The 20,536-nt window shown below is 42.7% G+C and carries 17 protein-coding genes; 1 reads left to right on the forward strand and 16 read right to left on the reverse strand.

What is annotated here, in order from left to right; translation table 11 throughout:
* Positions 1–16: 16 nt before the first annotated feature.
* From hemB to hemA, 5 genes are read right to left on the reverse strand one after another with little or no spacing between them, the layout of a single operon-like run.
* On the reverse strand, positions 17–988 hold the full coding sequence (gene hemB / locus C6348_RS08100; protein WP_106042571.1) for a porphobilinogen synthase: 972 nt from the start codon (positions 986–988) through the stop codon (positions 17–19).
* Entirely contained in the window at positions 985–1,776 is a 792-nt protein-coding gene (locus tag C6348_RS08105) for a uroporphyrinogen-III synthase (RefSeq protein ID WP_034661676.1), read from the reverse strand. The genes hemB and C6348_RS08105 overlap by 4 nt, the downstream gene beginning before the upstream one ends.
* Positions 1,773–2,708, reverse strand: a complete 936-nt coding sequence (gene hemC / locus C6348_RS08110; protein ID WP_106042573.1) for a hydroxymethylbilane synthase — start codon at positions 2,706–2,708, stop codon at positions 1,773–1,775. The genes C6348_RS08105 and hemC overlap by 4 nt, the downstream gene beginning before the upstream one ends.
* Before the next feature lie 41 nt (positions 2,709–2,749).
* Entirely contained in the window at positions 2,750–3,580 is an 831-nt protein-coding gene (locus tag C6348_RS08115) for a cytochrome c biogenesis protein (RefSeq protein ID WP_034661681.1), read from the reverse strand.
* A gap of 7 nt (positions 3,581–3,587) precedes the next feature.
* Complete coding sequence (gene hemA, locus C6348_RS08120; protein WP_106042575.1) at positions 3,588–4,955, reverse strand: glutamyl-tRNA reductase; 1,368 nt, start codon at positions 4,953–4,955, stop codon at positions 3,588–3,590.
* Between the two features lie 242 nt (positions 4,956–5,197).
* On the opposite strand from hemA, the gene C6348_RS08125 reads away from it, so the two are divergent.
* Positions 5,198–5,683 carry a hypothetical protein gene (locus tag C6348_RS08125; RefSeq protein WP_060596895.1) on the forward strand — a complete coding sequence of 162 codons (486 nt, stop codon included), beginning with the start codon at positions 5,198–5,200 and terminating at the stop codon, positions 5,681–5,683.
* Between the two features lie 45 nt (positions 5,684–5,728).
* Here C6348_RS08125 and yihA read toward each other — a convergent pair whose 3' ends face one another.
* The 11 genes from yihA to ilvC form a co-directional block, all read right to left on the reverse strand.
* Positions 5,729–6,316: a ribosome biogenesis GTP-binding protein YihA/YsxC gene (gene yihA / locus C6348_RS08130; RefSeq protein WP_034661689.1), complete on the reverse strand. Its 588-nt coding sequence runs from the start codon at positions 6,314–6,316 to the stop codon at positions 5,729–5,731.
* Positions 6,313–8,637 carry an endopeptidase La gene (gene lon, locus C6348_RS08135; RefSeq protein ID WP_060596896.1) on the reverse strand — a complete coding sequence of 775 codons (2,325 nt, stop codon included), beginning with the start codon at positions 8,635–8,637 and terminating at the stop codon, positions 6,313–6,315. The genes yihA and lon overlap by 4 nt, the downstream gene beginning before the upstream one ends.
* Positions 8,638–8,808: 171 nt before the next feature.
* A complete protein-coding gene (lonB, locus tag C6348_RS08140) occupies positions 8,809–10,470 on the reverse strand; it encodes an ATP-dependent protease LonB (RefSeq protein ID WP_106042577.1) in 1,662 nt (553 codons plus the stop codon).
* A 136-nt stretch (positions 10,471–10,606) separates the two neighbouring features.
* Complete coding sequence (gene clpX, locus C6348_RS08145; RefSeq protein ID WP_012010785.1) at positions 10,607–11,872, reverse strand: ATP-dependent protease ATP-binding subunit ClpX; 1,266 nt, start codon at positions 11,870–11,872, stop codon at positions 10,607–10,609.
* A 251-nt stretch (positions 11,873–12,123) separates the two neighbouring features.
* The gene (gene tig, locus C6348_RS08150; protein WP_060596897.1) at positions 12,124–13,398 is read right to left on the reverse strand and encodes a trigger factor; all 1,275 of its coding nucleotides are present in this window, start codon (positions 13,396–13,398) and stop codon (positions 12,124–12,126) included.
* Positions 13,399–13,637: 239 nt separating this feature from the next.
* Entirely contained in the window at positions 13,638–14,645 is a 1,008-nt protein-coding gene (gene ddcA, locus C6348_RS08155; protein ID WP_106042578.1) for a DNA damage checkpoint antagonist DdcA, read from the reverse strand.
* Between the two features lie 125 nt (positions 14,646–14,770).
* Positions 14,771–15,370: a 3-isopropylmalate dehydratase small subunit gene (gene leuD / locus C6348_RS08160; protein WP_060596899.1), complete on the reverse strand. Its 600-nt coding sequence runs from the start codon at positions 15,368–15,370 to the stop codon at positions 14,771–14,773.
* A gap of 13 nt (positions 15,371–15,383) precedes the next feature.
* On the reverse strand, positions 15,384–16,799 hold the full coding sequence (gene leuC, locus C6348_RS08165; protein ID WP_034661700.1) for a 3-isopropylmalate dehydratase large subunit: 1,416 nt from the start codon (positions 16,797–16,799) through the stop codon (positions 15,384–15,386).
* Positions 16,800–16,839: 40 nt separating this feature from the next.
* Positions 16,840–17,937, reverse strand: coding sequence for a 3-isopropylmalate dehydrogenase (gene leuB, locus C6348_RS08170; protein WP_106031225.1), 1,098 nt, complete (start codon positions 17,935–17,937; stop codon positions 16,840–16,842).
* A gap of 18 nt (positions 17,938–17,955) precedes the next feature.
* Positions 17,956–19,509 (reverse strand): 2-isopropylmalate synthase, encoded by a 1,554-nt coding sequence (locus C6348_RS08175; RefSeq protein WP_034661703.1) that lies wholly within the window; start codon positions 19,507–19,509, stop codon positions 17,956–17,958.
* Positions 19,496–20,524 carry a ketol-acid reductoisomerase gene (gene ilvC, locus C6348_RS08180; protein WP_034661704.1) on the reverse strand — a complete coding sequence of 343 codons (1,029 nt, stop codon included), beginning with the start codon at positions 20,522–20,524 and terminating at the stop codon, positions 19,496–19,498. The genes C6348_RS08175 and ilvC overlap by 14 nt, the downstream gene beginning before the upstream one ends.
* Positions 20,525–20,536 lie beyond the last annotated feature (12 nt).

Raw genomic sequence — 20,536 nt, forward strand, 5'->3', positions numbered from 1 at the left:
CCTGTCTATCCGTTCTTTATTCTGAGAGCCATTTGGCTGCATCTTTTGCATGATACGTAATGATGAGCTCTGCTCCTGCACGTTTCATGCTTGTCAGCATTTCAAGAACAAGCTCTTTTTCAGAAATCCAGCCATTTTGAGCAGCGGCTTTGACCATTGCATATTCTCCGCTCACATTGTAAGCAACAACAGGGAGTGTAAATTCATTTTTGACATCACGCATAATATCTAAATAAGAAAGGGATGGTTTGACAATGAGGAAATCAGCCCCCTCTTCTACATCAGACTGCGCTTCTCTGAGTGCCTCTAAACGGTTTGCAGGGTCCATTTGGTATGTTTTACGATCTCCAAACTGCGGTGTGCTATGCGCCGCGTCACGAAACGGGCCGTAAAAAGCACTTGCATATTTCACAGCATATGACATGACAGGTACATGAATAAAGCCAGCTTCATCAAGTGCCTCACGAATGGCCACAACAAATCCATCCATCATATTGGAAGGAGCAATGATATCTGCACCTGCGCGCGCTTGGCTAACAGCTGTTTTCGCTAAAAGCTGAAGAGATTCATCATTTAAAATTTCACCATCTTCAACGATGCCGCAATGTCCATGATCTGTATATTGGCATAAGCAAGTGTCTGCAATGACCACAAGTTCTGGGAAATGCTTTTTGATCTCAAGCGTCGCTCTTTGAACAATGCCATGGTCGTGATACGCCTCACTGCCCACATGGTCTTTATGATCTGGAACACCAAATACAATAATTGATTTGATGCCTAGGTCGACAAGTTCTTGGACTTCTTCTTTTATAAGGTCCACTGAAATGTGATAAACACCCGGCATTGAAGGGACTTCTTTTCGGACATTTTCTCCCTCTACAAAAAAGATCGGATAAATGAAATCAGATGGTCTTAAAAAGGTTTCTCTGACTAATTCTCTCATTCCTGCGCTTGTCCGCAGTCTGCGGTGTCTGTTAAATTTCATCATTGGTTCAACTTCCTTTCAGATAAACGGCACATCAATTCAAGCATTCCGTCTATCGTATAAGTATCTGGGGTTTCAGAAGAAATCCCGTATTGAAGCAGTGCCTCTTTTGTCAGAGGACCGATCGTCACAAAACAGGTGCCAGAAGCAGCCAGCTTCGCTGCATCTGCCTCCATGGCATGCATAAATGAATGGACAGTGGATGAGCTCGTAAATGTAATAAAATCAAATGATTGCTTCGTCATCGCCGTTTTGAGAGCGGCAATACCTTCCTCATCCTTGACGGTTTCATATAAAATCCATTCCTTTACTTCTATGCCAAGCGGAATGAGGGTTTTCTTCACGACATCTCGAGACAGGTGTCCTTTTGCTACAAACACACGCTCTCCCGGACGCACATGGTCAAGTAACGCATCTGCGAGCTCTTCCGCTATGAATCGTTCTGGTACCACATCCACCTTCAAGCCGTGCTGCTCAAGATAGGCAGAGGTTTTCTCACCTACAGCAGCCACTTTCAAATGCGATAAACTCTTATGTAAATGATGGTCCTTTATGTAGCTCAGAAAAAAAGACGCACCATTCACACTCGTGAAAACAAGCCATTGGCTATTTTCTAAGTCCTTTAAAAAGGCCTGCGCTTTTTCTTTTGTGAGCGTAGGCTCAAACCGAATAAGAGAGGTTAAAACAGCATGGCCGTTCAGCTCTTCAATCTTTTGCTGAAACACACCCGCTTGACGTTCATTTCGAGTGACAAGCACCGTCTGTCCGTGAAGCGATTTGCCTATGGTCATTGGGAGGACAGATCCTTTTTCACCTTGTCGATTAAATCTTTTGCTCCCTTATCAGCCATCTGCTTCGCACATGCTGTCCCAATTGCCTCAGGGTCAGTGCCTGATACGGTTTCTCGAATAATCGTGTGTCCGTCAGCAGATGCCACAAGACCCGTCAGTTCAATTTCACCACGCTCATTCATCGTTGCATAGCCAGCGATCGGCACCTGACAGCTGCCATCCATTTGTTTGAGGAAGGCTCTTTCAGCGAGAACCGTTTTCTTCGTATATTCATTCGTAAATTGAGCGAGGAGCTGCAATAGCTCTTCATCATCCCCGCGGCACTCAATCGACAAAGCGCCTTGGCCAACGGCGGGCAGGCAAGTCTCAGGAGATAAAAATTCCGACACAACCTCTTTGCTCCATCCCATTCTGGACAGCCCAGCAGCCGCTAGAATAATGGCATCATATTCTTCATTTTTCAGCTTTTCCAATCTTGTATCAATGTTTCCTCGAATCCATTTAATTTCAAGATCTGGTCTTTCCTGAAGAAGCTGGGCACTGCGCCGTAAGCTGCTTGTTCCCACAACAGCACCCTTCGGCAGTTCATGAAGACGCAGATGATCCTTCGAAATAAGAGCGTCCCTTACATCTTCACGCTCAGGAATACAGCCAATGACTAAACCTTCAGGAAGAGCAGCCGGCATATCCTTCATACTGTGAACCGCCATATCGATGTCATGATTCAGCATCGCCTGTTCAATTTCTTTGACAAACAGTCCTTTTCCGCCAACCTTTGATAAGGTCACATCTAAAATTTGATCACCCTTTGTCACAATCTCTTTTATTTCAAAAGAATAAGAAGGGTTTAGTTCAGACAGCTTTTGAATAACCCATTTTGTTTGTGTAATTGCAAGCTTACTTCTTCTAGAACCTACTTTAATTGTACGCAATACGTCTTCCTCCCGACAATGCCCTTAAGACTCATCATTATTTATTGAAACCAATGAAAGGTTGATAAACTACCAAGCAGAAAATAATTGATCATCAGCACAATGAATGAACCGACATTCCACAGTGCCACGATTTTGCCCTGCATATTTCTCACCAATCTGATATATAAGTAAAAGCCGTATAAAAACAGCATAATAAACGAACCAAGCACCTTTGCATCTGTCCAGTACAACGTATCATACGAAATATATGCCCAAATGATGCCAAGAATCAAACTAAGCAAGAGCATTGGCACACCAATAATGTTTAATACGTACGCCATATGATCAAGCTTCGATAAATCTTCAATTCTCAGAAGCCATTTTCCCCATTTTTTCTTTTTCAGCAAACGATATTGAAAGAGATAGAGAAGGGAGAAAGCAAATGAAAGTGAAAAAGCACCGTATGATAAAATCGCCATCGTAATATGAATCACAAGCAGTTCACTCGTCAGCTTCCCCGTTAGTTCTGCTGAGTGGAGATCAGATGGTGTAAAGGTGTGAATCGCCATCATGGAAAAACCGATGACATTTGTAAAAAAGACGATAAATTCAACACGCAATACTTTTGTGAGAACAAGTGAAAGTGTCACAAGCACCCACGTATAAAAATATAAACCCTCTGCTACATTCAACACAGGGAATCGGTCTGTTTCCATCATAATATAGAACATGTAGACTGTTTGCAGCAGCCAGACAATAGAAAGCAACCAGAAAGCCATTTTTCCAGCCTTCCGGTTGTGTTGAAGAAAATCTATGAAATAGAACAAGACACTTAGTGCATAGATCAAGGTCGTCGCTTCGCCTAGTCTCGCTACAATGGATTCCATCATCGCTTAATCACTCACTGGCAACTGTAGCAAAGCCTTGTGCCATATTTGGTTTGAACAGCTGAAATGACCCTTGCTCCACCTGTACAGGCTCCATCTTTTGCTCTTCATCTTCAACCTGTAAATCAAAGATTTCTTTGAAGAGTAAAAGTTTTTCCTCTGCATTCGGCTCCGCGGCAATTTCTTTTGCCTTTAAGATAGGATCTTTCAGCATTTGATTAATAATGCTTTTCGTATGTTTATTTAATAGCTTCATTTCACGGTGTGTGAGGTTCGGAAGCTTTCGTTCAATACTCTGCATCGTATCCGCTTGAATCGTCAGCGCCTTTTCTCTAAGTGCAGAAATGACAGGAACCACACCAAGCGTATTCAGCCATTGCTTAAATTCCACAATTTCTGCTTCAATGAGGAGCTCAACCTGCTCAGCCACCGCACGGCGCTCTTTTAAGTTGGCTGCCACGATGCCCTCAAGGTCATCAATGTCATACAAAAAAGCACCTTCTACTTCAGAAATGGCTGGATCTAAATCACGGGGCACAGCAATATCCACCATAAATAGAGGTCTGCCCTTCCGCTTTTTATTCGCACTTTCGACCATTTCCTTTGTAATGACAAATTGTTTCGCACCAGTGGAGCTAATTAAAATGTCCGCTTCGGATAATGTTTTTTCCAATTGGTTTAAGCTTTTAGGCTCTCCTGAAAAACGACCCGCCAATTCTTTTGCTTTCTCATACGTTCGATTGATGACCGTTACTTGACCAATCCCTTGACCTTGAAGGTTTTGAGCCGCTAGTTCGCCCATTTTACCCGCACCAAGAATCAGGACATGTTTATCAGAAAGACGTCCAAAGATTTTTTTCGCAAGCTCGACAGCTGCATAGCTGACAGACACGGCATTAGACGCAATGTCTGTTTCCGCATGAGAGCGTTTTGCAACGGTGACCGCCTGTTTAAATAAATAATTGAAAACGGTACCAATGGTCTTCTCCTCTTGAGCTACTTTAAAGCTAGAGCGCACTTGACCAAGTATTTGTGTTTCGCCAATCACCATGGAATCAAGTCCACAGGCCACACGGAATAAATGCTCAACCGCTCCATCATTTTCATAGAACTTCAAATAAGGAGAGACATCTTCTTTTTCTAAACCGAACCAATCGGCTAAAAATCTTTTTATATAAAACCGTCCAGTATGAAGCTGATCTACCACTGCGTAGATCTCTGTTCGATTACATGTTGAGATGACGATATTCTCTAGAATGCTTTTTTCTTCTTTAAGCTTGGACATCGCTGTTCCGAGCTCGCTCGGTTCAAAGCTCAGCTGTTCCCGTATCTCAACAGGGGCTGTTTTATAATCTAAACCCACAACAAGAATATGCATAACTTCAGCTTGCACCCCCAACGCCCTGTCTAATTTATAATAATTACAATATAGAATTTATTATTTATAATGATTATAACATATATTCATTTTTAACTGGATGAAAATTGTGAACAGATTTCAAAAATGTTGTGATATAGTAGAAAAATGTTCGACACTAATTATGCCATATCATCACTTCAAGCAATTTACCAGATTTGGCGCGTGCGGACAAATGATCTGCTTAAAAGAAGGTGACATCTTTGAAGAAAAAATCCATTTTGCTGCCGCTCACTTTGCTGGCTGTAGCGCTATATGCCATTCTCTCAGGAGGTCAATTTGACATTTGGAAGGATCAAGAGAAATGGTATACACTCATACTGCTTTTTGGCCTCGCTTTCTTATATCAAGGAAAGAAGGAGCAAGAAAGCGCTCATGTGTTTATCGGTATGCTTATGACGGGCCTTTCGCTACACTTTATTCTTCAACCAAAATTAGACCACTGGCCAGACACATTTACGATGATCGTATTCATCGTTGGACTTGCACTCTTTATGAAATCATCTCAGAAAAAAGAATATCGTATTGAAAGTGTTGTTCTCATTGCACTCGGTCTGTTCCTTTATTTCTTTCAGCAAATTACAAAACAGCTAAGTTCCCTTTCGATCCCTACTTCCGGTTTTGAATTGTACTGGCCTTATGTACTGATTGCTGTCAGTCTCCTCTTATTATTTTTAAAAAGGAAATAACTTATACAATAAAAAGGCAACTGTCCATGACAGATGCCTTTTCTTTTAGCTGTTAATCTTCGCAAGGATGGCATTCCAGGCTTCGTCTTTTCCCTTTTTCGTTTCAGAAGAGAACAGGACTAGTTCATCTGATGGGTCAATGTCGAGTGTCTGTTTGACGACTTTCGCATGTTTTTCCCATTTGCCTTTTGGAATTTTGTCCGCCTTTGTTGCGATGACGATTACGGGAACTCCGTAATATTTCAGGAATTCATACATGTTCACATCATCTACTGATGGCTTATGACGCAGGTCCACAATTTGGACGACTGCTTTTAATTCTTCACGCATTGTAATATACGTTTCGATCATTCTACCCCAGGCTTCGCGCTCTGTCTTTGATACTTTAGCAAAGCCGTAGCCTGGAACGTCCACAAAATGGAGCATATCATTGATGATGTAGAAATTAAGCGTTTGAGTCTTACCTGGTTTAGAAGACGTACGCGCTAAATTTTTACGATTAATCAATGAGTTGATGAACGAGGACTTCCCAACATTTGATCGTCCAGCAAGAGCGATTTCAGGCAGTCCCCCGCTCGGATACTGCTCTGGTTTTACCGCACTAATGACGATATCTGATTTTGTTACTTTCATCTTCCCTCTCCTACCAACGCTTTCTCAAGCACCTCATCTAAATGTGAGACCGGAATAAAGGTTAGTCCTTCTCTCACACTTTCAGGAATATCATCAATATCCTTCTCGTTGTCCTTTGGAAGAATAATGGTTTTCAGTCCTGCGCGATGTGCGCCTAATGCTTTTTCTTTTAGTCCGCCAATCGGAAGCACTCTTCCTCTTAACGTAATCTCTCCTGTCATACCAACCTCTTTTGACACAGGTCGTCCTGTGAGGGCTGATACAAGAGCCGTCGCAATGGTGATACCAGCTGATGGCCCGTCCTTTGGAACCGCACCCTCTGGAACATGGATATGAATATCATGCTTTTCATTAAAATTAGGATCAATGTTCAGTTCATCTGCTTTCGAACGAATATAACTGAATGCCGCCTGTGCAGATTCTCTCATGACATCACCAAGCTTACCTGTTAACAAGAGCTTGCCTTTACCGGGAGAAAGTGATACCTCAATCGACAAGGTGTCTCCGCCAACAGTGGTATACGCAAGTCCTGTGACAACCCCCACTTGGTCTGTCGTTTCAGCCTGGCCATAACGGTAAAGTCTTTTTCCGAGAAATTCAGATAAGTTCTTTTCCGTCACCGTGATGCGTTTGCGGTCTTCAGCCACAATCGCTCTTGCCGCTTTACGGCATATTGCCGCAAGCTGACGCTCTAATCCACGAACACCCGCTTCTCTTGTGTAATAGCGAATCGTATCATAAATCGCTGCTTCACGAAGCTGCAAGTTCCCTTTCTTTAATCCGTGCTCCTTTAGCTGCTTCGGCAGAAGGTGATCTTTCACAATTTCTGCTTTTTCAACCTCTGTATACCCTGCAATCGTGATAATCTCCATTCTATCACGAAGTGGACCTGGAATGGTTGCTAAATTGTTGGCAGTGGCAATAAATAGCACCTGAGACAAATCAAATGTTTCTTCAATATAGTGATCGCTAAAGTTATGATTTTGCTCTGGGTCTAAGACTTCGAGCATCGCAGAAGATGGATCGCCTCTAAAATCAGAGGACATCTTATCGATTTCATCTAAAAGGAACACCGGATTCATCGTTCCTGCCTTGCTCATCCCGCGAATGATACGGCCAGGCATCGCACCTACATACGTTCTTCTATGTCCACGAATCTCAGACTCATCACGCACACCGCCAAGGGAGATACGGATAAACTTTCGGTCAAGTGATTTGGCAATAGATTTGGCAAGTGACGTTTTCCCTACCCCAGGAGGCCCTGCTAAGCAAAGAATCGGTCCTTTTAATGAATTGGTCAGCTTCTGTACAGCAAGATATTCAAGCACCCGTTCTTTGACCTTTTCCAGCCCGTGATGCTCATCATCTAAAATTTCACTTGCAAGCTTTAAATCTAGACGATCTTCTGTATAGATGCCCCATGGAAGATTGATCAGCCAATCAATATAATTTCGAATGACAGAGCTCTCAGCAGAGCTTGAAGGAATTTTTTCATAACGATTCAATTCTTTGAGCGCCGTTTCACGAACAGAATCCGGCATGCTCGACTCTTCGATTTTAGACATTAAAGAACTGACTTCGCCAGTTTTTCCTTCTTTGTCTCCAAGCTCCTTTTGAATGGCTTTCATTTGTTCACGCAAATAATATTCTTTTTGCGTTCGTTCCATTGAACGTTTCACGCGCTGCCCGATTTTCTTTTCAATCTCGAGTACTTCTTTTTCATTGTGAATTAAGCTGATGACCCGGTTCAGCCGTTTTTTGACATCCACTGTTTCCAGTACTTCTTGTTTGTCCTTTAATTTGAGCGGCAGGTGAGAAGCAACGATATCTGCCATTCTCCCCGGTTCCTCAATATCCGTCACTGTTGCATATGTTTCAGCTGAGATTTTTTTTGAAATTTTTATGTATTGATCAAAGTGATCTAACAATGTACGCATGAGTGCTTCTGCTTCTGCGTCCTTTAAATCTTCTTCTGCCAATTCTTTTATGTCGACGGACGTATAGTCCTCCAGCTCTACGTATGATTCGATCTGCGCTCGATTCAAGCCTTCAACGAGTACACGAATCGTTCCATTTGGCAGCTTCAGCATTTGTTTAATTTTTGTGTAGGTGCCGACTTTGAAAATTTCCTCTTCACCTGGTTCATCTATTGAAATTTCCCGCTGTGTTGCTAGAAAAATCATATGATCGTTCATCATCGCCTGTTCTAATGCTTGAACAGACTTCTCGCGTCCAACGTCCAAATGCAAGACCATTGTTGGATAAACAAGTAAACCTCGCAATGGAAGGAGCGGAACATTCTTTTTGATTTCATCTGCCATGTTGATTGACACCTCCGTCACTAGTATGAATCATTATAATATACCTGTTTCAGTCTTGTACAATGTAAAAGACTTGAGAAATGTTGATCTTACCGTAGTATACCCTTTCTTTTTATCATGAAAAAGAAAAAAAGATCTATTTCACTAAAAAATCCCCATATGTGATGGGGATTAAACAGATTTTCTTTTCATTTCGTCTTCTAGTCCATCTTTCTTCTCGTCTGGCGGGTTGACCAAACAATGATCCAGCACTTCTTGGAAGTGCTTCACAGGCACAATGGTGACCCCTTCAATCTCTTTTAAGATCGACTGCTGGTTGTCATAAGGAATAATGACGGTTGTGGCACCAGCTTGTTTCGCTGCCTTAATCTTCGGTATCACACCGCCGATCGGCTTCACCTGACCCTGCAATCCGATTTCACCCGTCATGGCTGTCAGATGATCGATCGGGATTTGATGTATGGCTGAGAAGATCGCGGTCGCCATGGCAATCCCAGCAGACGGTCCATCAATAGGGGCACCGCCTGGAAAATTAATATGGATGTCATATTCATTTGTCCGAATGCCTAAATTTCGAAGCACCGTTAATACATTTTCAACTGACCCTTTGGCCATACTTTTTCGTCTAATGGATTTCGACTGATTGCCAATGCTTTCTTCTTCTGCAATGCCTGTAATGTTGATACTGCCTTTTTCAAGCGCCTTACAGATATTCACTTCAATCTCAAGCAGGGCGCCGCTGTTTGGTCCATAAACGGCCAGTCCATTAACTACCCCCACTTTTGGCTTTTCTGGTACTTTTTGTTCATATCTTGGTGTCAGCTGGCTTGAATGAATGACCCATTCTACATCTTCGATCGTGATGTCTTTTCGGTTTTCCGTGACAGCCATACCAGCGGCAATCTGCACCATGTTGACCGCTTCACGTCCATTTTTCACATAGGATGTTAAAAGGTTCAGCCCTTCATCACTTAATTCCTTTTGAATTTTTTGGACAGCCTTGGCAGCGACGATTTTCAGTTCATGCTGGTCAAGGTCCTTAAAGAAAATTTCCAGACACCTTGACCGGATCGCTGGTGGAATTTCGTCAGGCGTTCTTGTCGTGGCACCAATCAATCGAAAATCAGCCGGAAGCCCATTTTGGAAAATATCATGAATGTGATTTGGGATTTGGGTATTTTCTTCACTGTAGTAGGCACTGTCTAAAAAGACTTTCCGATCTTCAAGCACTTTGAGCATTTTGTTCATTTGGATCGGATGCAGCTCGCCAATTTCATCGATAAACAGAACACCGCCATGAGCATGTGTGACAGCTCCTTGTTTTGGCTGCGGAATGCCTGCCTGTCCCATTGCTCCAGCCCCTTGGTAAATCGGGTCATGCACAGAACCAATGAGCGGGTCTGCGATGCCTCGTTCATCGAATCTCGCGGTTGTCGCATCGAGCTCTACAAAGACCGCATCTTTTTTAAACGGAGAATCAGCGTGAAGCTTCGCTTCTTCCATCACAAGACGGGCAGCGGCTGTTTTACCGACTCCCGGTGGTCCGTAGACGATGACATGCTGAGGGTTCGGCCCGCATAGTGCCGCTTTTAGTGCACGAATGCCGTCTTCCTGCCCTACAATATCTTGAAACCCCTTTGGCCGGACTCTCTCTGATAAAGGTTCACTCAGCTTGATTGACCGCATCTTTCTGAGTGCTTCCATTTCTTTCTTTGACTCTTTGTCTATCGTCACCTTTTGTGTGCGCTGATTTCGCAGTAAGTTCCAAAAGTACAGCCCGATGACGATACCAAAGAACAGCTGTATGAATAATACGATTCCTGTCCAGCTCAATCGGTGCTCCCTCCTTCATCTATCGTATGTATTGGTTTCTGTCTGCTAGTATTTCCTAGAGCTGGACGGAATAAACACAACTTCCACGATAAATAAAAAACTCCTGAATCAAAAAGATTCAGGAGTGAGACTACTCTTATGCAGATGTTTTCGTATCTTTATTGACGACTGTGCCGTCCTTTAACACAAGACGCGGCGACTCGCCATCAGCAACCGTTGCACCAGTGATCACACATTTTTCAATATCATCACGTGATGGAAGGTCAAACATCACATCAAGCATGATGCCTTCAATGATTGAACGTAGACCACGAGCCCCTGTTTTACGCTCAATTGCTTTTTTCGCAATTTCGCTAAGAGCATCTTCTTCAAACTCAAGCTCTACATCATCAAGCTCAAGCATTTTTGTATACTGCTTAACGAGCGCATTTTTAGGCTTCGTCAAGATCTCTACAAGTGCTTTTTCATCTAACGGCTCTAAGCTTGCAATAACCGGTAGACGGCCGATGAATTCCGGGATTAAACCGAAGCGAAGCAAGTCTTCTGGGAGTACTTTTGATAGAAGGACTTCTTTTTCAAGATCTTCGATTTTATTTTCCGCACCGAATCCAATGACTTTTTGACCTAGGCGGCGTTTGATGATTTGCTCAATGCCGTCAAAGGCTCCACCACAAATAAAGAGGATATTTGTTGTATCGATTTGAATGAATTCTTGATGAGGATGCTTACGTCCACCTTGAGGCGGTACACTAGCGACAGTTCCTTCAAGAATTTTCAATAGTGCTTGCTGAACACCTTCCCCAGATACATCACGAGTGATAGAAGGGTTTTCTGATTTTCTTGCTACTTTATCGATTTCATCGATGTAGATAATGCCTTTTTCCGCTTTTTCTACATCATAATCGGCTGCTTGGATCAGCTTTAGTAAAATATTCTCTACGTCTTCACCAACATAACCTGCTTCAGTTAATGATGTTGCATCTGCAATCGCAAATGGCACATTTAAAATACGAGCAAGCGTTTGAGCAAGTAAAGTTTTACCGCTTCCTGTTGGCCCAATCATAGAGATATTACTTTTTGAAAGCTCAACATCATCAATCTTGCTGTTGGAATTGATCCGTTTGTAGTGGTTATACACCGCTACAGCTAAGGATTTCTTCGCATTTTCTTGTCCGATGACATATTCATCAAGAATCTCCCGAATTTCATGAGGCTTCGGAACATCCTTGAATTCAACTTCTTCCTCAGTGCCGAGCTCTTCTTCAACTATTTCCGTGCAAAGCTCGATACATTCATCACATATATATACGCCAGGTCCTGCGACCAGTTTACGCACTTGATCTTGCGTTTTTCCGCAAAACGAGCATTTTAATTGACCTTTTTCCTCGTTGAATTTAAACATTCTTTCACCCCTTATTCTTCTTCACTTGCCTGTAGCTAACAGTCAGCTACCTTTCTGGGTCCAGTATGTATGCATTTTACCATACTTTCCTAAAAGACGGTAATGATGTGTTTCTAACACTGCACATTGAGATATGTATAACAGAAAGATGCGACTTACACTATCGTTTCCAAAAGAAGCGATGATAAGTCAAAAATTGTACAAAACAAGGCACGAGTCACTCGCGCCCTGTTTTATTATTATGCACCATATTAACGGTTTTCTACAAGAAAATCAATTGCTTTGCGAACTTTTAGATCTTCTTTCATTGCGTCAGTAGATCCGATCGCTTGTTTGATATTTTCAATTGGCATGTTGTATGCTTCAGCCATTTTTGAAAGTTCTTCTTCTACTTCTTCATCAGACACTTGTAAGTTTTCTGCAGCAGCAATTGCTTCAAGTGTTAGGTTAGATTTCACGCGTTTAGCAGCATCTTCTTTCATTTGCTCTTTCAGCGCATTTTCATCTTGTCCTGAGAATTGGAAGTAAAGCTCAAGGTTCATTCCTTGCATTTGAAGGCGTTGTTCGAATTCTTTCATCATACGGTCTAGCTCTGTGTCAACCATCGCTTGAGGGATGTCAACTTCCGCATTTTCTGAAGCTTTCTCCACTAGCTCTTCACGAAGTTTACCTTCTGCTTCGTTTTCTTTCGCTTCTTCAAGACGTTTCTTCGTTTTTTCAGTTAGTTCAGCAAGAGTTTCTACTTCTTCATCAGCATCTTTCGCGAACTCATCGTCAAGTGCTGGAAGTTCTTTTGCTTTGATTTCGTGAATTTTCACTTTGAATACAGCTGGTTTACCTGCAAGGTCTTCAGCATGATATTCTTCTGGGAAAGTGACTTCTACGTCTTTTTCAGCGCCTGCTTCAAGACCAACTAACTGCTCTTCGAAACCAGGGATGAATGAACCTGAACCTACTTCAAGAGAGTAGTTTTCAGCTTTTCCGCCTTCGAATGCTTCTCCATCAACGAATCCTTCGAAATCAAGCACAACTGTATCGCCGTTTTCGATTGCGCCTTCTTCTTTGACAACAAGCTCAGCTTGACGGTTTTGCATGCCTTTTAACTCTTCTTGTACATCTTCATCAGTGACAGTAGCGTCGTCTTTTTCTACGTTAAGACCTTTGTAGTCACCAAGTTTCACTTCAGGCTTCACTGTTACTTTTGCAGTGAAGATTAAGCTTTCGCCTTTTTCGATTTTCTCAACATCGATTTCAGGGCGGTCAACTGGCTCGATACCAGCTTCGTCGATTGCTTTTGGATATTCAACTGGAAGAAGAATATCTAATGCATCTTGATAAAGAGATTCTACACCAAAACGCTGTTCGAAAAGACCACGTGGTACTTTCCCTTTACGGAATCCAGGGATCGATACTTGCTTGACAACCTTCTTAAACGCATCATCAAGTGCTTTGTTAAATGTTTCAGCATCAACTTCTACAGTTAGGACGCCTTCGTTACCTTCTTGTTTTTCCCATTTTACTGACATGTGTGTTTCCCTCCAAAAATCTATTCAGATTGTGCGTTGTTACATTCTAAAGCATCATAAAGACTTCGTCCAATCAAAAACCACGCACGCCGCTCAAGAAGCGGTATTATGTATACAACATTTGACTTGATTATACATATCGTCTTTCAACCGTTGGAATCTACAACTGCACGATATATGCACAAATACAACCATTATATTATAACATAACAAGTCCGTCTTTCAACTAAATCGACAAATTACAAATAAGAAATTTCTTCAATATCTTTCAGCATTGTGCAAGCTTCTCTCAGCTCTCGTTCATTAAATTCATACAATAGATGCAATTCTTCGAGGTCAATCTCAATCCCGTGCATTTCATAGCCGACTTTATGAAGTGCTGCTGCCCAAAGATTCGGATCTGTGTATTTAGGAAGAAATGGATAAAGCACAAATAAGTGCCGGCGCCATAACTCTTCCACGCCTTGGTAAAGGGTTGGGTTCTCATTGCCGAGTGTGTCATCGAGCTTACGAAGGACTTGCTGAAGTAGCGGCATCTGCTCTGGCTTAACAGCCTCAGAAGGAACAAGCGTTAAAGAATCACCGAATTTCGTCACATGAACCGGCTTTGCCACATCATGATCTGACAGAAGCTGCAGGATTAATGATTTGACCAAAGGGTTTCCATCAGGCTTTTGTAAGATCGTATTTAATAGACCCATGTGTGGTGTGATGTTCCGGTCTTTCAACGAATGGATGAACTGCACCTGCTCTTCTGGCCGCTCAAGCATATCATCTATATTGATTTCGCCGCCGTCCTCCTCATCATCATCTAAAATCTGTTCAGGCGATTCAATCATTTTTCTACTAAATTCGAGCAGCTTGTAAAAATGCTCCGCGCTTTCTGCTGGAAGGTGGTTTTCCTCAAGTACTGCCTCAATTGTCTGCTTCACTTCTTCATATTCTTTCAGCTGAATTAAAATCGTCATATACACTTGAAGCACGGTGAAGTAATGACCATATCCCTCATGCAGCATCTTTTCACAAACACGCTTTGCATCCTGCAGCTCGCCCAGCTCCAGAAAACAAATCGCCATGCCGAGGTGAATATCGGATTCTTCATCGTCATCATAAGATTTAGCTTCTGAAAACAAGTGAAGCGCCTCTTGATACTGTTTATCTTTTAATGCTGCCATTCCTTTTTCAATCAGTCTTTCTTTCAGACCAGGAAACAAAATGACATTATCTTTCTTCTTGTCATGTTTCATGCTTACGTTCCTTTCGGGCGCATATTTTTTATCAGTTTACCAACGAAGGTTAGTAAACACAAGTAACGAGAGGTTTTCATGCAAAAAAGAAGCCGTCACACCTCGGGCGGACGGCTTCTTGTTGTTTACGCACGCAGCCAGCTGCTGCGCTTATCTTCAAATGCTTGAATGTCATCTTCTAGTAGTAAAGTTAATGAGATCTCATCATAGCCATTCAGGAGCATTTCTCTCCAGTGAGGATCCACATCAAAAGGAGTGATATTCCCTTCATGATCTTCTATTTGCTGTTTTTCCAGATCAACCGTCATCTCATACCCTTTGTTCTCATATGACGCAGCGAATGTTTTCCACACATCATAATCAAGACGAATCGGAAGCATCCCATTTTTAAAGCAGTTTTGGTGAAAAATATCTGCGAATGATGGTGCGATGACAATTTTGAAACCATAATCATCAAGTGCCCAAGGGGCATGTTCCCTTGATGATCCGCAGCCAAAGTTTTCTCCTGCGATCAAAATGGATGCTCCTTCATAAATCGGCTGATTCAGCTCGAAATCAGGATTTGGGCTGCCATCGGCTAAATACCGCCAGTCGAAAAAGGCAAACCGGCCATATCCTGTTCGTTCAATTCTTTTCAAAAATTGCTTCGGAATAATTTGATCTGTATCTACGTTGATACGGTTAAGCACAGCGGCTTTCCCTTTGTGTGTGACTAAAGGCTCCATCTATGACAACTCCTTACACGACTGTTTTCTCTTGATTAAACTTCCTGACATCGACAAATCGGCCATGTATTGCAGCCATTGCAGCCATTGCCGGGCTGACAAGATGCGTTCTCGCACCTTTTCCTTGACGTCCCTCAAAGTTACGGTTTGATGTGGATGCGCAGCGTTCGCCTTCTGGTACCACATCGTTATTCATGCTAAGACACATACTGCAGCCAGATTCTCTCCATTCAAATCCTGCTTCAAGGAAGATTTCATGAAGACCTTCTTCTTCTGCTTGCAATTTGACGCTTTGAGAGCCAGGCACGACAATCGCTCTGACATGATCAGCTACCTTTTGTCCTTCTATCATAGAAGCTGCTTGGCGTAAATCAGTCATTCTTGAGTTTGTACATGAGCCGATAAACACATGCTCAATCGTAATATCTTCAATACGCTGATGCGGATGAACACCCATGTATTCGTACGCACGAATCGCTTCTTTTTGATCATCCTCTTGTGCAAAATCCTCAGGTCCTGGGATCGACGCATCTACAGGCAGCACCATTCCTGGGTTAATTCCCCATGTGACCATTGGTGAAATCTCATTCCCATCTAAAACAATCGTTTTATCATAGGTTGCACCTGGATCTGTTTTAAGTTCTTCCCATTCTTTAATCGCTGCTTCGAAGTCTTCTCCCTGCGGTGCATATTTGCGGCCGCGGCAATATTCAAAGGTGACTTCATCAGGTGCAATCAATCCTGCTCTTGCGCCTGCTTCAATCGACATATTACAAACCGTCATGCGTTCATCCATCGTCATGTTTCTGAATACTTCCCCAGTGTATTCAATCACATAACCTGATCCGAACTTCACGCCATGCGCACCAATGACTGCTAAAATGACATCTTTGGCCGTTACCCCTTTTTGCAGCTTTCCGTCTACTCTAATTTCTAATGTTTTCGGACGCTGCTGCCAAAGCGTTTGTGTGGAAAGTACATGTTCAACCTCACTTGTACCGATTCCAAAAGCAAGTGCGCCAAACGCGCCATGAGTTGATGTATGACTATCTCCGCAAACGATTGTTTTCCCTGGCAGTGTCAACCCAAGCTCCGGTCCAACAACATGGACGATCCCTTGATCTACACTGTGAAGGTCAGCTAGACGGACACCAAATTCAGCACAGTTGCGCTCTAGAGCACTCACTTGTTTTTTAGCAATCTCATCTTTGATCACAAATCGATTCACAGTCGGGATATTGTGATCCATGGTCGCAAACGTGTTTTGAGGTCTTCTCACCTTTCGTCCTTTTTGTCTTAATCCTTCAAATGCTTGAGGTGATGTCACTTCATGCACTAAGTGCAGATCAATATATAAAAGGTCTGGTTTCCCCTCGCCGCTTTTGACAACGTGCTGATCCCATATTTTTTCGATGATTGTTCGAGGCATAACCCTTTTCCTCCCTCTACCTAATTCCACAAGATTCTATTTATACAATTGTTTTCACGCGCTGCTTGAGTGCGTCTACAACTGCATGAGTGATGTCTTCAGTTGTTTGATACGTTCCCTCTTTTGCCGATAAGTCCTTTGTTCGTTTGCCAGAGGCAAGAACAGCTTCCACAGCTTCTTCTATTGCAGCCGCTTCTTCTTCTAACGCAAAAGATGTTCTAAGCAAGCTAGCTGCCGACAAAATGGTTGCTAGAGGATTTGCGACGTTTTGCCCCGCAATATCGGGTGCTGAACCATGAATCGGCTCATATAAATGGAGGCCGGTGCTTGATAGACTGGCAGATGGCAGCATACCGAGTGACCCAGTAATCATTGAAGCCTCGTCACTTAAAATGTCACCAAACATATTCTCTGTCACAATGACATCAAATTGAGCAGGCTTATAAATCAGCTGCATGGCGGCATTATCAACGAGCATGTGCTCATATTCGACGTCTGGATATTGAGAAGCCACTTCTTCTACCGCATCCCGCCATAGTTTACTAGAAGCAAGAACATTCGCTTTATCCACAGACGTTACTTTTTTCCGTCTCGTTAAGGCCATGTCGAATGCTTCTTTTAATACACGGACAATCTCTTGCTTTGTATAAAGAAGCGTATCAACCGCAGCTTCTTTTCCTTCTTCATCCGTGTAACGCTCGCTTGGTTCACCAAAATAGAGACCGCCTGTTAATTCACGAACGATGACAAAATCGACTCCGCTAATGTGATCCTGTTTTAACGGTGACGCCTCGCTTAAGCTATCGAACACTTTGACAGGACGAATGTTTGCAAATAAGTCCAGTTGTTTACGAATAGCGAGCAAGCCTTTTTCCGGACGAAGCTCTGGCGGGTTTTGATCCCATTTTGGTCCGCCGACTGCTCCTAATAAAATCGCATCAGCGCTCTTGCATACATCAACCGTTTCTTTTGGGAGCGGATTGTTTTTTTCATCTATTGCGATACCGCCAATGAGCGCCGTTTCGAATTCGAATTCGTGTTGAAATTGAGCCGCTGTCTCTTTGAGGACAGCGACCGCTGATGTCACAACTTCCGGTCCGATTCCATCGCCGGGCAAAAGTGCAATTTTCTTTTTCATGAGAACCTACCTCCTTTCCTATGAAATCGCGTGATGTTTCTCAATTTCAATGAGATTTGATTTAAAGATTAAATGCCTGTTTACTGCATTGACGTAGGCTTTCGCCGATGCTTCCAGCACATCTTGCGCCACACCGCGTCCAGCTGTTTCTTTTCCTTCTATTGAAACAGTGACGTATACTTCCGCTAGTGCATCTCTGCCTTTTCCATTCGATTGAATACGGTAGTCTAGCAAATGAATTCTTTCCTCCATACAGCGCTCCAGCGTGTTGTACACAGCTTCTACACTGCCTGCGCCTGTAGCTGCTTCTTGAATGACTTCCTGCGTTTCTTGATTTTTCAGAGAGACCGTTGCTGTTGGCATTTGTTCTGTTCCATAGTGCACTTGAAGACTTTCAAATTCGTAGCCAATTTTTCGGTCTGCTACTTTTTCTTCTAATATAATAGAGATCAAATCATCATCAGTGATTTCTTTTTTCTTCTCCGTCAAGTTCTTGAAGGTTTCGAAGAACTTATTGATTTCTTCTTCTGTTAGTTTAAAGCCTAGCGTTTTCATACGGTCTTTAAACGCATGTCTTCCGGAGTGTTTCCCAAGGACAAGTACATCTGTTGTCACACCGACAAGCTCTGGAGATATGATTTCATAGGTTGTTTTTTCTTTGAGGAAACCATCTTGGTGAATACCTGATTCATGTGCAAAAGCGTTGTTGCCAACGACTGCTTTATTGCGCGGTACAATCATTCCTGAGTATTTGCTCACTACATCACTTGTACGCTTAATTTCATTCAATTGAATCGTTGATTCGACCTGGTAGAAGTCTTTTCGAATATGAAGAGCGACTGCAATTTCTTCTAAAGCGGCATTCCCTGCACGTTCTCCAATTCCGTTAACAGCTGTTTCAATTTGATTTGCTCCATTTTCAATGGCTGCAAGTGAGTTTGCTACAGCCATTCCTAGATCATCATGACAGTGAGCAGACAAATTGACGCGGTCGATATTTGGAACGTGTTCCTTCATATATTTAAAGATATTGCCGTACTCTTTTGGCGCTAAGTATCCAACTGTATCTGGCAAGTTAATGACACTTGCCCCAGCGTCAATGACCTTCTCTACAATTTCTGCTAAGAAAGCTAGATCTGTACGACACGCATCTTCTGCGGACCACTGGACAACCGGAAAACGTTCTTTCGCGTATTTCACCATTGAGACAGCCTGTTCTACGACTTCTTCACGTGTTTTCTTTAGTTTATGCTTCAGATGAATATCAGAAGTAGCGATAAAGATATGAATTCTTGGTTCCACTCCATCTTTTAACGCTTCCCATGCAGCATCGATGTCACCTTTCACACATCGTGCAAGACCAGCAACTGAACAGTTTTTGATCGTTCTAGCAATTTCTTGTACGCCTAAGAAATCCCCTCGGGATGAAGCGGGAAAACCCGCTTCAATGATATTGACCCCAAGGCGCTCAAGCTGCTTTGCAATGATTAGCTTTTCTTGTGCATTTAAGTTCACTCCTGGTGATTGCTCTCCATCTCGAAGTGTTGTGTCAAAAAAATTAATTTTCCGCACCGACGCTCACCGCTTCCTTTTTCTTTCCTTGTTTGACGAAAGGCATCATTTCACGAAGCTTTCTTCCGACGATTTCAATTTGGTGCTCATTTTCATTTGCATTGATCGCATTGAAACGTGGACGATTCACTTGGTTTTCAACAATCCATTCTTTTGCAAATGTTCCGTTTTGGATATCAGTCAAGACGGCTTTCATAGATTCTTTTACGTTTGCATCCACAACGCGTGGTCCTGATACGAAGTCACCCCATTGTGCTGTATCAGAGATTGAATATCTCATGCCTTCTAATCCTTCTTCATACATTAGGTCAACAATTAATTTCAGTTCATGCAGACACTCGAAGTATGCAAGCTCTGGCTGATAACCAGCTTCTGTTAACGTTTCGAAACCTGCTTTCACTAGTGAAGTAAGACCTCCACAAAGGACCGCTTGCTCACCGAATAGATCCGTTTCCGTTTCTTCTTTAAATGTTGTTTCAAGGACGCCTGCTCTTGCTCCGCCGATTGCTTTTGCATAAGCAAGTGCTTTGTCTTTCGCTTGGCCAGATACATCTTGATAGATAGCAAATAGGGCAGGTACACCAGCGCCTTGTTCATATGTTCTTCTCACAAGATGTCCTGGACCTTTTGGAGCCACAAGATACACATCTACGTCACTTGGAGGAACAATTTGATGGAAGTGAACGTTGAATCCGTGTGCGAAAACAAGTGAGTTGCCTGCTTCTAATTGATCTTTGATTTCTTCGTCATATACTTTCTTTTGCTGCTCATCTGGTAGTAGTACCATGACGACATCTGCTTGTGCTGCCGCTTCTTTTACTGTGAATACTTGATGGCCGTCTTCTTGTGCTTTTGTATAAGATCCGCCTTTTCTCACGCCGACGATCACATCTACGCCGCTTTCTTTTAAGTTCAATGCATGTGCATGACCTTGTGATCCATACCCAATGATAGCAACCTTTTGACCATTTAATACGTTTTCTTGAATATCACCGTTATAATATACTTTTACCATTTGACTCTCTCC

The sequence above is a fragment of the Bacillus sp. YBWC18 genome (assembly GCF_002998775.1).
Lineage (GTDB): Bacteria > Bacillota > Bacilli > Bacillales > Bacillaceae > Bacillus.